General features: G+C 54.9%; 14 protein-coding genes. 4 read left to right on the top strand and 10 right to left on the bottom strand.

Annotation, left to right across the window (positions count from 1 at the left end; genetic code table 11):
- The first annotated feature begins 69 nt into the window (after positions 1–69).
- The gene (gene mutT, locus ACPXSQ_RS14795) at positions 70–465 is read left to right on the top strand and encodes an 8-oxo-dGTP diphosphatase MutT (RefSeq protein WP_263751494.1); all 396 of its coding nucleotides are present in this window, start codon (positions 70–72) and stop codon (positions 463–465) included.
- Positions 466–496: 31 nt separating this feature from the next.
- On the opposite strand, the gene yacG is transcribed toward mutT, so the two are convergent.
- The 3 genes from yacG to coaE are packed head-to-tail and all read right to left on the bottom strand — an operon-like array spanning position 497 to position 2,067.
- Positions 497–694 carry a DNA gyrase inhibitor YacG gene (gene yacG / locus ACPXSQ_RS14790; protein WP_014606584.1) on the bottom strand — a complete coding sequence of 66 codons (198 nt, stop codon included), beginning with the start codon at positions 692–694 and terminating at the stop codon, positions 497–499.
- A gap of 8 nt (positions 695–702) precedes the next feature.
- The gene (gene zapD / locus ACPXSQ_RS14785) at positions 703–1,446 is read right to left on the bottom strand and encodes a cell division protein ZapD (RefSeq protein WP_210512053.1); all 744 of its coding nucleotides are present in this window, start codon (positions 1,444–1,446) and stop codon (positions 703–705) included.
- A gap of 3 nt (positions 1,447–1,449) precedes the next feature.
- The gene (gene coaE / locus ACPXSQ_RS14780) at positions 1,450–2,067 is read right to left on the bottom strand and encodes a dephospho-CoA kinase (RefSeq protein WP_015700956.1); all 618 of its coding nucleotides are present in this window, start codon (positions 2,065–2,067) and stop codon (positions 1,450–1,452) included.
- Positions 2,068–2,292: 225 nt separating this feature from the next.
- Between coaE and ACPXSQ_RS14775 the strand changes: the two genes are divergently transcribed.
- On the top strand, positions 2,293–3,333 hold the full coding sequence (locus ACPXSQ_RS14775; RefSeq protein WP_013024626.1) for a GMP reductase: 1,041 nt from the start codon (positions 2,293–2,295) through the stop codon (positions 3,331–3,333).
- A gap of 40 nt (positions 3,334–3,373) precedes the next feature.
- Here the strand turns inward: ACPXSQ_RS14775 and hofC are convergent, their stop codons facing one another.
- The 4 genes from hofC to nadC all read right to left on the bottom strand — a co-directional run bounded on the left by hofC (position 3,374) and on the right by nadC (position 7,467).
- Complete coding sequence (hofC, locus tag ACPXSQ_RS14770) at positions 3,374–4,573, bottom strand: protein transport protein HofC (protein ID WP_041457473.1); 1,200 nt, start codon at positions 4,571–4,573, stop codon at positions 3,374–3,376.
- Positions 4,566–5,951: a type II secretion system protein GspE gene (gspE, locus tag ACPXSQ_RS14765; protein ID WP_026021064.1), complete on the bottom strand. Its 1,386-nt coding sequence runs from the start codon at positions 5,949–5,951 to the stop codon at positions 4,566–4,568. The genes hofC and gspE overlap by 8 nt, the downstream gene beginning before the upstream one ends.
- Positions 5,938–6,393: a prepilin peptidase-dependent pilin gene (gene ppdD / locus ACPXSQ_RS14760; protein WP_013024629.1), complete on the bottom strand. Its 456-nt coding sequence runs from the start codon at positions 6,391–6,393 to the stop codon at positions 5,938–5,940. The genes gspE and ppdD overlap by 14 nt, the downstream gene beginning before the upstream one ends.
- A 177-nt stretch (positions 6,394–6,570) precedes the next feature.
- Positions 6,571–7,467 carry a carboxylating nicotinate-nucleotide diphosphorylase gene (gene nadC / locus ACPXSQ_RS14755; protein ID WP_041457474.1) on the bottom strand — a complete coding sequence of 299 codons (897 nt, stop codon included), beginning with the start codon at positions 7,465–7,467 and terminating at the stop codon, positions 6,571–6,573.
- 197 nt (positions 7,468–7,664) lie between these two features.
- Here nadC and ampD point away from each other — a divergent pair, with 197 nt between their 5' ends.
- On the top strand, positions 7,665–8,216 hold the full coding sequence (gene ampD, locus ACPXSQ_RS14750) for a 1,6-anhydro-N-acetylmuramyl-L-alanine amidase AmpD (protein WP_013024631.1): 552 nt from the start codon (positions 7,665–7,667) through the stop codon (positions 8,214–8,216).
- Positions 8,217–8,232: 16 nt separating this feature from the next.
- Complete coding sequence (gene ampE / locus ACPXSQ_RS14745; protein ID WP_013024632.1) at positions 8,233–9,087, top strand: beta-lactamase regulator AmpE; 855 nt, start codon at positions 8,233–8,235, stop codon at positions 9,085–9,087.
- On the opposite strand, the gene ACPXSQ_RS14740 is transcribed toward ampE, so the two are convergent.
- The 3 genes from ACPXSQ_RS14740 to aroP all read right to left on the bottom strand — a co-directional run bounded on the left by ACPXSQ_RS14740 (position 9,069) and on the right by aroP (position 12,960).
- The gene (locus ACPXSQ_RS14740; protein WP_013024633.1) at positions 9,069–10,028 is read right to left on the bottom strand and encodes a glycoside hydrolase family 43 protein; all 960 of its coding nucleotides are present in this window, start codon (positions 10,026–10,028) and stop codon (positions 9,069–9,071) included. The genes ampE and ACPXSQ_RS14740 overlap by 19 nt on opposite strands.
- Complete coding sequence (locus tag ACPXSQ_RS14735) at positions 10,025–11,428, bottom strand: glycoside-pentoside-hexuronide (GPH):cation symporter (protein ID WP_014606577.1); 1,404 nt, start codon at positions 11,426–11,428, stop codon at positions 10,025–10,027. The genes ACPXSQ_RS14740 and ACPXSQ_RS14735 overlap by 4 nt, the downstream gene beginning before the upstream one ends.
- A gap of 176 nt (positions 11,429–11,604) precedes the next feature.
- The gene (aroP, locus tag ACPXSQ_RS14730) at positions 11,605–12,960 is read right to left on the bottom strand and encodes an aromatic amino acid transporter AroP (protein WP_014592927.1); all 1,356 of its coding nucleotides are present in this window, start codon (positions 12,958–12,960) and stop codon (positions 11,605–11,607) included.
- Positions 12,961–13,119: the final 159 nt, after the last annotated feature.

Raw genomic sequence — 13,119 nt, 5'->3', positions numbered from 1 at the left:
GAGCGGTTAACAACCTGCTTAACATGTTTTAGAATCAGCCCTCATTCACCCACTCTTCGGGATATTTTCATGAAGCACCTGCAGGTTGCAGTCGGCATCATTCGTAATGCCAGTAAACAAATTTTCCTTGCCCAGCGTGCGGCCTCTTCCTATATGGCCAATAAATGGGAATTTCCCGGCGGCAAAATTGAAGCCGGTGAGAGCGCAGAGGAAGGGCTGGTGCGCGAACTGGCCGAAGAAACCGGGATTGAAGTGACGCAGGCGCGGGCAATTGGCACGAAAGATCACACTTACGATGACCTGCGCGTGACGCTGCACTTTTTTCTGGTGGAAAGCTGGAAAGGAGAACCCTGGGGCAAAGAAGGGCAACCACAGCGTTGGGTCGATCAACAGGCGCTGATCGCCGATGAGTTTCCGGCGGCGAATCATGAGCTGATCGCACGTCTGGTGGCGGGCGAACTTTAACAGAGTGGGGCAGTAAAGCCCCACGTCTCACTCAGCGCTCTTCCTCACTCCAGTTGTCGCTGTCGTTTAAATCATCACTGCTGGGAATACGCTTCTCTTCCGCCGCCCATTCGCCCAGATCGATCAACTGACAGCGTTTACTGCAAAATGGCCGCCACGGACTGAGTTCATCCCAAATCACCGTTTTACCGCACTGTGGACATTCCACCGTCATTATCTCTTCCTGCATGTTCACCTCTAACAACAGGCCAGTTGGAAATTCAGGCGCGCAGGCACTTCGCCGCGCTCACTGTCCAATGGCATAAAACGAATCGCAAAACGGCTTTTATGGCCTGAAACCTGAGGATACAGCGCATCCTCCATTTCCAGCTGCAGCCGCAGTAAATCAGCGCCTTCAGCATTATCCTGGTAAAACCCATTCAAACTGGTTTGTAAACGGTAGGTACCTGACTGGCGAATCAAATCCAGCAACATCGCCAGCGTACTGTGCAGCGGGATAAGCGTTTCCATCCAGCGCGTCACCTGCGCGTCGCGCGTCGTCTGGGGCAGGTGCAGCCAGATGTGCAGGCCGGGTAAATCAAAGCTACAGCATCCGCCGGGAATGCTGAGTCGCTGGCGCACCAGGGCAATCAGACGATCTTCCCGCAGCTGCTGGCCCATTCGTGGGGCGCTGTTAAGCAAAACAGACTGCGCTTTGAGTTTGTCACGCAATGCATCGACCACGGACATATCGACACCGGGGACATCCGCCCAGGCGCGCAGTTTCGTTTGCTGGCGTTCAAGTTCTTTCAGCAACTCGGTGCGCATGTCGCCGCGCTCGAAGATATCCAGTAATTCGCCAACCAGGCGGAAAAAAGTCAGTGCCGTGGCGGTGTTTTCCAGCGGCATAATGTCATGCAACTGGTCGATCAAAAATTCCACGCGCAGCCAGGTACGCATTTTTTCATTCAGTGGATGTTCAAACAGAACGACTGTACTCATGGGTTAATCCTGTCTCGTTGCCGCAAGCTTTAGATAAAGCTGATGAAGTTTGGCAACCTGGGGTAGCGCCTTTTCAGGTGCGCCACTGTTATCAATAATATCGTCAGCACAGTCAAGGCGCTGTTGGCGCGTGGCCTGTGCTGCAAGAATACGTTTAGCCTGCTCAAGAGAAACATTATCGCGCTGCAGCGTTCGTCTGAGCTGCGTCTCTTCGTCGGTGTCGACCACCAGCACGCGATCGGCCTGGCGCTGCAGCCGGTTTTCGACCAGCAAGGGCACGACCCACAAAACATAAGGTGAGGCCGCCTGAGCTTTAAGCTGTTGCGTCCGGGCATTAATAAGCGGGTGAAGCAGCGCGTTTAACCAGGTTTTCTCATCGGGCGTCGCAAAGATGATTTCTCTTAGCCGTGAACGTTGCAACGTTCCCTGTTCGGTTAATATCGCATCGCCATAGCGTTCGATAATGGCCTGAAGCGCTGGCGTGCCGGGTTCAACGACTTCGCGTGCAATGACATCCGCATCAATGATATCGACACCGGACGCAGCAAAATACCCGGCAATCGTACTTTTACCGCTGCCAATTCCGCCAGTCAGCGCCACGGTGTAGGGGGGATTTCTCACTCGAACTCTCTTAGTCGGTCAGTATCACGCAGGTCAACGCGTCGTTACAGGAAAAAATGCGTGCCGGATCACACTAAAAATCCGCATCTGAATGTAATGGATTGTAGCGTAAATAAAGTGAAATTCGCAGTCTTGTTGCGGCTGGAATGGCGCGTATCATGAGACAGGGAAAACCCTGATGGCGTCATGTACGGCAGTGTATAACCTCTTACCAGGACACGATGTATGCGCATTGAAGAAGATTTGAAACTGGGATTTAAAGACGTACTGATTCGCCCCAAACGCTCCACGCTGAAAAGTCGCTCACAGGTTGAGCTGGATCGCCGCTTCACCTTTAAGCATTCCGGTCTGAGCTGGAGCGGCGTCCCGGTTATCGCCGCCAATATGGATACCGTTGGCACCTTTATGATGGCTGAGGCGCTGGCGGGTTTTCATCTTTTAACGGCCGTCCATAAGCATTACAGCGTGGAAGAGTGGCGGGCCTTTGTTCAGCGCGTGCCGGGTTCAGTACTGAACTATGTCATGGTTTCAACCGGTACCTCGGATGCCGATCTCAATAAACTGATTGCGATCATGGCGATCTCCGATGCGCTGCAATTTATCTGCATCGACGTCGCCAACGGCTACTCTGAACACTTTGTTGATTTCCTGAAGCGTGCCCGTGAAACGTTTCCCGGCAAGACAATCTGCGCGGGTAACGTGGTAACCGGTGAGATGGTGGAAGAGCTCATCCTGTCTGGGGCGGATATCGTCAAAGTGGGCATTGGGCCTGGCTCAGTTTGCACCACGCGAGTCAAAACGGGTGTCGGCTATCCCCAGCTTTCTGCGGTTATTGAATGTGCCGATGCAGCGCACGGTCTGAGCGGTCAGATCGTCAGCGACGGTGGCTGCAGCGTACCCGGCGATATCGCAAAAGCCTTTGGTGGTGGCGCAGACTTCGTCATGTTGGGCGGCATGCTGGCGGCGCATGATGAGTGCGAAGGTCGTATAACAGAAGAAAACGGTGAGCGTTTCATGCTGTTCTACGGCATGAGTTCAGAATCGGCCATGAAGCGTCATGCCGGTAGCGTCGCAGAATACCGCGCGGCCGAAGGCAAAACGGTGAAGCTTCCGTTACGCGGGCCGGTAGAGGAAACCCTCCGCGATATCCTTGGTGGTCTTCGTTCTGCCTGCACCTATGTTGGCGCTGAGCGTCTGAAAGAGTTAACCAAGCGCACCACCTTTATTCGGGTCGCCGAGCAGGAAAACCGAACCTTTAATCGTTAAGGTTGCCTGCTGCGTATGCAGTAAGGGCTATACTGCGCCTTTACTGCATCGCTTCTCCCAGCCCAAACACCGGCAAATACATGGCAATCACCAGCGTGCCAACGATGCCGCCAATCACCACCATCATGACAGGCTCCAACGAGGCGGCAAGGTTATCAGCCCGCATCAGCGTTTGCCCTTCATGCCATTCAGCCAGGCGCGCCAGCATCACATCCAGTGCGCCAGCCTCTTCCCCCACTTGAATCAACTGGCTGCAGAGCGGACTAAATAAGGGATGATTGCTCAGCGCCAGATACAGGGGATTACCCTGCGCAATGTGGTTCTGTAGCAGCCTGATGGCGTCCTGCCACAGTCGCGAGGACAGGGTGACTTTCGCTGCCTCAAGTCCCTGTAGCAGCGTGAGTCCAGCCTGCTGCGTCAACTGGAGAACGCTGTAGATTTGTGTCAGCTGATTGCCCTGCCATAGCCCGCCAACGATCGGAATGTGCATCAAAACGCGCTGTTCGCGCCGCTGCCAGTTTTCAGAACGCCGCCGCCACTGTTGCCACCCTGCGACCAGCAGAATAATCAATCCACTTAGCGGGAATCCCCATGCCTGTAATCGCTCAGAGAGCCCGATCACGGCCGCAGTGAACGCAGGCAAGGGAGCATTGAAGGAAGCATACACGGAAACAAACTCCGGCAAGACGAACAGCAGCATGCCGCAGGTAACGGTCAGTGCGACGGCCAGAATAAACAGCGGATAGCGCAGCGCCTTGATCACCTTGCTCCGCAAATGTTGCTGGCGCGTTTGCTGCTGTGCCAGCTGCTCGCAGCAGACATCCAGCTGGCCCGTCAGCTCACCCACCTCCATGAGCGCCGGGTAAAGCGGGGGAAATATTTGCGGCCACTGTCGTAAGGCGCTGGAAAAAGGTTCGCCCGCTAATATCTGATGTTGTAGAGCCAGCATCAAGGCTCGCCAGGGCGTCTGCGAATGTCCTTCGGCAAGCAGGCTCAGGCTTTGTGAAAGAGGAAGGCCTGCCTTAAGCAGCGTGGCGAGCTGGCGAATCAAGTCAATTTTGTGCTGCCACTTCCAGTCTCTTCGCCGCATCACCTTTCCCCGCGTCCAGCTGACGGGCAGTAAATGACGCTGTGCCAGGTCAGAAAACAACGTCTCGCCGTCAGGCGCAAGATGGTGGCCCGTTTGCAACCTTCCGCTGCCGTCTACCGCATGCCAGCGATACACATAAAGGCTAGTCATTATCCAGTCCGACAACGCGCTGCATTTCTTCCAGGGAGGTATCCCCACGGCTGACGGCTTCAAGACCTGATGCCAGCAGGGTGCGCATGCCCTGCTGTTTTGCCAGACTCAGCAAGCCCTCAAGTGGCATTTCGGCGGCAATGGCGTTTTGTAACTTAGCCGTTATGGGCAGTAATTCAAACAAGGCCAGCCGACCAAAATAACCGGAGAAGCAGTGATCGCAGCCCGGCGCCCGCCAGGTTTGTAACGTTCCGGGCCAAAGTGAGGCGGGAAAGTGGGCAACCGCCTGTGCTGGCTTACGGCAGTGAGGGCACAAACGCCTGACCAGCCGCTGGGCAACGATCAGACGAAGTGCGGAACCCAGCAGATAACCGGGAATGCCCATTTGACGCAAGCGCGTCAGCGTTTCCGCTGTCGAGTTGGTGTGCAGGGTAGAGAGAACCAGATGACCGGTCTGAGCTGCCTTAACGGCAATCTCCGCCGTCTCGCCGTCACGTATTTCACCGACCATCATCACGTCCGGATCCTGACGTAACAGGGCGCGTAACACGCGATTAAAATCAAGGCCATACTTTGGATTAATCTGGGTCTGGTTGATACCGGGGAGAGGGATTTCAACAGGATCTTCCACGCTGCAGACATTCTTATCAGGCTGGTTGATCGCGCTCAGGCCACTGTAAAGCGTGAAGGTTTTGCCACTCCCGGTAGGGCCCGTTACCAAAATCAGCCCTTGTGGCTGCCTGAGCGCGGCGGTCAGAAGGCGTAACTGCGCGGTGGGTAATCCCAGCTTGTCCAGCGACAAGGCCGCGCCCTCACTCTGAAGCAGGCGAACGACGGCTTTTTCGCCGCCCTGAACGGGCAGGGTAGAGAGCCGAAAAGAGGCCGATTTTCCGTCAATGTCACAACTAAACTGTCCGTCCTGAGGCAGGCGCCGTTCGGCAATATCCAGACCGGCCAGAATTTTCAGTCGTGCCAGCAGCGCAGCCGGTTGTGTATCAAACTGCAGGGGGAGAGGATGCAGGACCCCGTCAATCCGCAGGCGAATACGCAGGGTGCTCTGATAAGGTTCGATATGAATATCCGATGCACGACGCAGAGTTGCCTGGCGCAAAAGCTGACTGGCCGTATCAATGGTCGATTCGCCGGGAGCTTTTTCATTGGCCACCAAAGGTTTACGCATCGATTCAAACTGTTCTATCCGGGCACGAGGCCAGCACTCCACCTCTGCCTGACACTGGCTGGCAAACTGTAATGCCTCCATCAGGCCCGCCGGGACGCTTTCAGGAACGGCAAGGCGCAAGTGTGTCGCACTGTGCTCAAGGACAATCGCCCGAAAGCGCTGGCAGATGAGCGCAATCGCATCATCAGACGTGGGCATAGGCACCTCCCCGATCGGCAAAGCGGAACTGCTCCTGACAATTATCACGTAGCGTGGTATTAGCGCTGGTACAGGTGCGCTGCCACTGAATGCTGCCTTCATTGCTGTCCCACACGGGCAGCATTTCAACGCTTAGCCCGTTAAGGCTTTCCTGTCCGGTCAGGGTGATCGTGCCGTTCACGACGGTGACCGCTGAAACATACCGTGATGTTGTGCCTTGCGGAATCCCTCGCAGCCCGGCCTGGCAGGCGTCCGGGCCGCCGCGTTCAATGGCGCAAAGCTCAACCGCCGTTTTAAACGGCACCATCGTTTGCAGCATGTCGGTCAGCGCGGCGCGCTGCAGATAATTTTGGTAGGCGGGCAACCCAATAGCGCTGAGTATTGCCACGATGCCGACCACAATCATTAACTCGACCAGCGTGAATCCACGTTGAGAGATCATTGCATTACCTCCTGAATAAGAAGGTCGCAGTTTAAAAAGCCTGTGATGGCGTTAACAGCAGCAAAAGGAAAGAGTGGAAAAGGGCAGGCAGTAAATACAGCGGGTTACAGCAATACAGCGGTTACGCTGGAAGAAATAGCACAAAACAGGCCGTGCCAAGCGGCACGGCACAAGCTGTTATTTAGCGTCAAAGCGCATAGAAAGATCCAGGGCATGGACATGTTTAGTCAGTGCGCCGACGGAAACATAGTCCACACCGGTCTGAGCAATCTCCCGGATGGTCGTTTCGGTCACGTTGCCTGAGACTTCCAGCAGCGCACGGCCCTCGGTTATCTTCACCGCCTCGCGCATCTCATCCAGCGTGAAGTTGTCCAGCATGACGATGTCGGCCGACGCCGCAAGCGCGTCCTGTAGCTCCTTTAACGACTCAACTTCGACTTCGACCGGTACATCCGGATAGAGCCAGGAGGCTTTTTCCACGGCCTGGCGAATCGAACCACTGGCAATGATATGATTTTCTTTAATCAAAAAGGCATCTGACAGACCCAGACGGTGATTGCTGCCGCCACCGCACAGCACCGCATATTTCAAAGCTGTGCGCAGCCCTGGTAGGGTTTTGCGTGTATCCAGAAGCTGAGTCTGTGTGCCTTCCAGCAGCGCAACATAGCGACTGACTTCGGTGGCAACGCCAGACAGCGTTTGCACAAAGTTCAGGGCGGTGCGTTCGGCGGTGAGCAACAGGCGGGCAGGGCCCTCGATTTCAAACAGCAGTTGATCCGGCGTAAGCGTTTGGCCATCTTCCACGTGCCATGTCAGCGCGGTATAGGCACCCAACTGGTTGAAGACTTCCTCTACCCAGCGTTTACCACAAAAAACACCGGCTTCGCGGGTAATCACCCGGGCGTGGGCGCGACTTTCGGCGGGCAACAGTTGGGCGGTAATATCCCGTTCGCTGTCTACCTCACCGCCAAGATCTTCCTGTAATGCGCGTGCGACCGTTTCAGGAATATCATTTTCAATACGTTCAAGCAGCGCACTCCGGCGACTGTCAGGATCATAGCGACGCACAGACATAGCGTTCAGCTCCAGCAAAAGACAGATAACAGTGGGATTACCATATCCTGGATAACAAAGCGGTGCCAGCCCCGAGGGGATTTTTGTTTAGTATACTTAACAAACGGGCGAGAGTGAGGAGGGCGCGGCGCATTTTGGCGCAATAATGCCTTAGAATTCATGCTATTCTCAATTCGACTTCGCGATGAGAAATCAGTATGAAATTAGAACATGGATGGCTGACCGGTGTGCGCCAGGTACCGTCACCCCACTGTAATGAACGGCCGCACAACGAGGCGCCCTCTCTTCTGGTCATTCATAATATCAGCCTGCCGCCTGGCGTATATGGCGGGCCGTGGATCGATAAACTGTTCACGGGCACACTGCCCTCAGACGCGCATCCCTACTTTGCTGATATCGCGCATTTGCGCGTTGCAGCCCACTGCTTAATTCGTCGTGATGGCGAGATTGTGCAATATGTTCCTTTTGATCAACGCGCCTGGCATGCAGGCATATCGCAGTTTGAAGGGCGGGAAAACTGCAACGACTTTTCCATCGGTATCGAGCTGGAAGGAACGGACGTTGAGCCCTATACCGAAGCGCAATACCACGCGCTGCATCAGGTCACGCAAATTTTGTTACAGCACTATCCGATAACGCCTGCTCGCATTACCGGACACAGCGACATTGCACCGGGACGTAAAACCGATCCCGGACCGGCGTTTAACTGGCAATATTATCTGCAGCGGTTACCGCAACAAAAATCGTGATTCATCTGGAGTAACTATGACGTTATTTACCTTGTTACTGGTTTTAGGTTGGGAGCGGCTGTTTAAGCTGGGAGAGCACTGGCAACTGGATCATCGGCTTGAACCTGTTTTTCGTCGCCGTCGGCAGGTTTCCCTCATGCGTACTCTGTTGATGTTGTTGGTCGTGATGGCATTGACCGCGCTGGTGGTGTGGAGCCTGAAAGGGATTCTGTTTGGGATCCCGCAGCTTGTGTTCTGGATTGTGGTGGGATTACTGTGCATCGGTGCCGGTGTGGTGCGTCAGCATTATCATGCCTATCTGCAGGCGGCGAGTCGGGATGAGGCGGCCGCGCATCAGGCGATGGCGGCAGAACTGACCTTGATCCACGGCGTGCCGGTTGAATGCAGCGAACGCGAATTTTTACGCGAGTTACAAAACGCCCTTATCTGGATTAACTTTCGTTTCTATCTGGCGCCAATGTTCTGGTTTGTGGTGGGCGGCGCATGGGGGCCAGTTTTACTGGTCGGCTACGCCTTTTTACGGGCCTGGCAAAGCTGGTTGGCAAAACACGGTACGCCAATGGCGCGCGCGCAATCAGGCGTGGACACGCTTTTGCATCTGGTTGACTGGATCCCGGTCCGCCTGGCGGGCGTTGCCTATGCGCTGCTGGGGCATGGTGAAAAAGCGTTGCCTGCCTGGTTTGCATCATTAACCGACAGGCATCGCTCTCAATACCATGTGCTGACGACGCTGGCACAGTTTTCGCTGGCCCGCGATCCTCATACCGATAAGGTTGCTACGCCACGTGTTGCGGTGGCGCTGGCAAAACGCATTTCACTGGTATTAGTGGTGGTCGTGGCGCTCTTGACCATTTACGGGACGCTGGTGTAATCCGCAGGTGGCACGCCAAAATCCGGTGTGCCATCTTCACGCCAGTAAAAATATTTCAGGCGCGTGTGGCGGTTGCCATCCCACAGTGGATCCCCTTCAATTTCCGTATAGTTGCGCGCATGGTAGACCAGCAGATCCCGCCCCGCTTCATCCTGGGTAAAACAGCTGTGCCCAGGGCCGTACTGGCGGTTCTCCCAACTGGTTGAGAATACCGGCCGCGCTGACTTCTGCCAGGCCAGTGCATTAAGCGGATCGGCATCACGCGGAATCGACAGCAGGCCCATACAATAATTCTCATCCGTTGCGCTGGCGGAATAGGTAATAAAAAGCCGGTCGCCATGCACTATCGCCGCCGCCCCTTCATTAACACTAAAGCCTGCGCACTCCCATTCATATTCCGGACGGCTCAGCATGACCGGTTTACCTTTAAGCGTCCATGGGTTGCGCAGCTCCGCAAGATAGAGGTTGGAATTGCCCGGAATGCCGGGATCTTTCTGCGCCCATAAATACCAGTTTTTACCCTGATGAACGAAGTGAGTGGCGTCCAGCGAGAAGCTGTCGATATGGCTCAAAACCTGGCGTACAGGCTGCCAGCGGCCGCTGAGCGGATCCTCACCCTCGCAAACCAGCGCATACATGCGGTGCTGAAACAACCCGTCTTTGATGTCACGCGAGGGCGCTGCGGCAAAATAGATGACCCATTGACTGTCAATGTGATGCAGCTCCGGCGCCCAAATCAGCTCGCTGAAGGGACCGATATCGGGCTTGTGCCAGATCACCACCGGCTCCGCGTGGCGTAAGTCCATTAGCGTACTGGCGCGTCGGATTTCCAGACGATCGTATTCCGGCACAGAGGCAATAAAGTAGTAGTGCTCTCTGTGGCGCAGGATAAAAGGATCGGCACGCCGTTCGATAAAGGGGTTCGGCCAGTGTTCACTCATTTCAGTGCTCCTGTCTGGATCTCGCTCAGCGGCTGGTTGCTGCCCGACTGTGCCGCGATGCGACGCAGGGCAAGATCGCGTTGGATGGTTTGCATTAAGGTACGATCCACTTTCATCAGTCGTACTACGCCCGCGGTGATCAAATAGCCGATGCCAGGAATAACGGTAAACAGCAGCACGATGCCGTTAATCGCCTGGGCGGATTGCTGCTTAGCTCCCGCATCGTAACCGTAAGCGGAGAGCAGGAACCCCACCATCGCCCCTGCTACCGCTAACCCGACCTTGAGAAAGAACAGGTTGCCTGAAAAGCTGATACCCGTGATGCGCTTGCCAGTTTTCCATTCACCGTAGTCATCCACGTCTGCCATCAGGGACCAGTGCAGGGGGGAAGGAATTTGATGCAGGATATTCAGCAGGAAGTAAGCGATAACGATTGCTACGGTGGCATGAGGATCAAGCCCGTAGAAGCCGCAGGAGAACAGGGCCAGGACAATATTGGTCCAGAAAAAGACTTTCAGCTTGCACCAGCGATCGGTCAGCACTTTGGCCAGCGTACTGCCCAGCATCATGCCCACCACGCCAAGGCTGATAAACAGCGTCGCAAAGTGCGGCGTTTGGCCCATTACCCAGGTCACGTAATACATGGTCGCCGCCATACGAATAAACCCCGGACACACGTTGCAGAGCGTGAGCAGCAGAATGCGCACCCATTGGTCATTCTTCCAGACATCGCGCAAATCGTGTTTCAGGTCATCATTTGTCGGCACGGCAGGATGAATACGTTCACGGACGTTTGCGAAACAGAACAGGAACATCGCCAGGCCGACCAGGGCCAGTACGCCCATCGCCATTTGGTAGCCGCGCGCTTTATTGTCGCCGCCAAACCACTCTGCCATGGGCAGTAAAGACAGCGAGAGAATCAGCGTGGCAATCCCCACCATCACAAAACGGTACGACTGACAGGATACACGCTCGCCAGGATCGTTAGTGATCACGCCACCCAGCGAGCAGTAGGGGATATTGATCGCGGTGTAGGTCAGGGACATGAAAAAATAGGTCACAAACGCCCAGATAACTTTGCTGTGATAGCTCCAGTCAGGCGTGGTAAACATCAGCACACTGAATATAACGTAGGGCACCGATACCCACAGCAGCCAGGGGCGAAAGCGCCCCCAGCGGCTTTGGGTTCTGTCGGCAATCGCGCCCATTATCGGATCGGTAATGGCATCCAGAATCCGGACGGAGAGTAACAGCACACCGACCAGCGCCGGGGCTAAGCCAAATACGTCGGTATAGAAATAGCTGAGAAATAACATGACGGCACCGCCAATCATGTTGCAGCCGGCATCACCCATGCCGTAACCCAGCTTTTCTCTGAACGAGAGGGTTTTACCTGTCATTAATGTTTCCTGCAGAACAATTAAACAGAAAAGAAGTATTAATGTTTAATCAGCAGGATGAGCGGCAATAAATCGTTGCGATGATGGACAAAACAGCCATGCGAGAAGAAGTGTGAACCGCGTCGGGTCTGGTGACGGCCCACCCGCTGAAAAATGGCGGCGGGTGGGCAGGGGGATCAGGCTTTTTGCGTCTTATTTTTGACGAAATAGCCAATAGCAAGAACGATCAGCCAGACAGGAATCAACCAGACGGAGATGGCCATCCCCGGCGTCATGGCCATCAGAACCAGAATGCCGGCCAGGAACACCAGGCAAATCCAGTTACCCAGCGGGTAGAGAACGGCCTTGAATCGGGTGGTTACGCCTTGCTGATTTTTCTTTTTACGGAATTTCAGGTGCGCCAGGCTAATCATCGCCCAGTTGATGACCAGGGCAGAAACGACCAGCGACATCAACAGGCCAAACGCTTCAGCCGGCATAAGAAAGTTGAGCAGTACACACAATGCCGTGGCAACGGCCGACACCAGAATACTCATCACGGGCACACCGCGACGGTCCACGTTCAGCAGCGCTTTAGGTGCATTGCCCTGCTGCGCCAGACCAAACAGCATACGGCTGTTACAGTAAACGCAGCTGTTATAGACCGACAGCGCCGCAGTCAGAATGACGACGTTCAGCGCGTTAGCCACCATCGCATCGCCCAGCTCGTGGAAAATAAACACAAACGGGCTGGTTTCTGCGGTTACGCGCGTCCACGGCATTAAAGAAAGCAGTACCGCCAGCGAACCGATATAAAAGATCAGAATACGCCACAGCACCTGATTAGTGGCTTTAGGAATCGTGGTTTCAGGATTGTCCGCTTCGGCAGCCGTAATCCCTACCAGCTCCAGTCCGCCGAACGAAAACATAATAATGGCCATGACCATCACCAGTCCGCCCAGGCCGTTGGGCATAAAGCCGCCTTGCTCCCACAGGTTGCGCACGGTGGCCTGTGGACCGCCGGTACCGCTAAACAGCAGCCAGCCGCCGAACAGGATCATGGCAATAACCGCAATCACCTTAATAATGGCGAACCAGAACTCCATCTCACCAAACACTTTTACATTGGTCAGGTTAACGGCGTTGATCAGCACAAAGAAGATGGCGGCTGAGGCCCAGGTAGGAAAATCAGGCCACCAGAACTGGATATACTTGCCCACCGCGCTCAGCTCGGCCATCGCCACCAGCACATACAGGACCCAGTAGTTCCAGCCGGAGGCAAAACCGGCGAAGTTGCCCCAGTATTTGTAAGCGAAATGGCTGAAGCTGCCGGCGACCGGCTCCTCGACGACCATTTCGCCGAGTTGGCGCATGATGAGAAAAGCGATAAATCCGGCAATGGCATAGCCTAAAATAACGGCCGGGCCAGCGGATTTGATAACCGACGCACTGCCCAGAAACAGGCCGGTTCCCACTGCACCACCCAGGGCAATCAACTGAATATGGCGGTTTTTTAAACCGCGCTTCAGCGATTCGCCGTGCTGTTGTTCCATACACACCTCATGATGTTGTTATTCTTCGCCGCAGGATGCTCTGACTGTAAAGAATTAAATACACGTAAGACTGATATTTTTAGGGAATCTGACTTGCGTAATGCCGCCAGCTGTAACCTGCCGACCAGAATAGTGATAAGCGCAGGGCTTTGCACCTGC

This window comes from Pantoea sp. EEL5 (assembly GCF_049892805.1).
GTDB lineage: Bacteria > Pseudomonadota > Gammaproteobacteria > Enterobacterales > Enterobacteriaceae > Pantoea > Pantoea ananatis.
The sequence above is the reverse complement of the archived record's forward strand: the minus strand, read 5'-3'. Positions and strand labels throughout refer to the sequence as shown.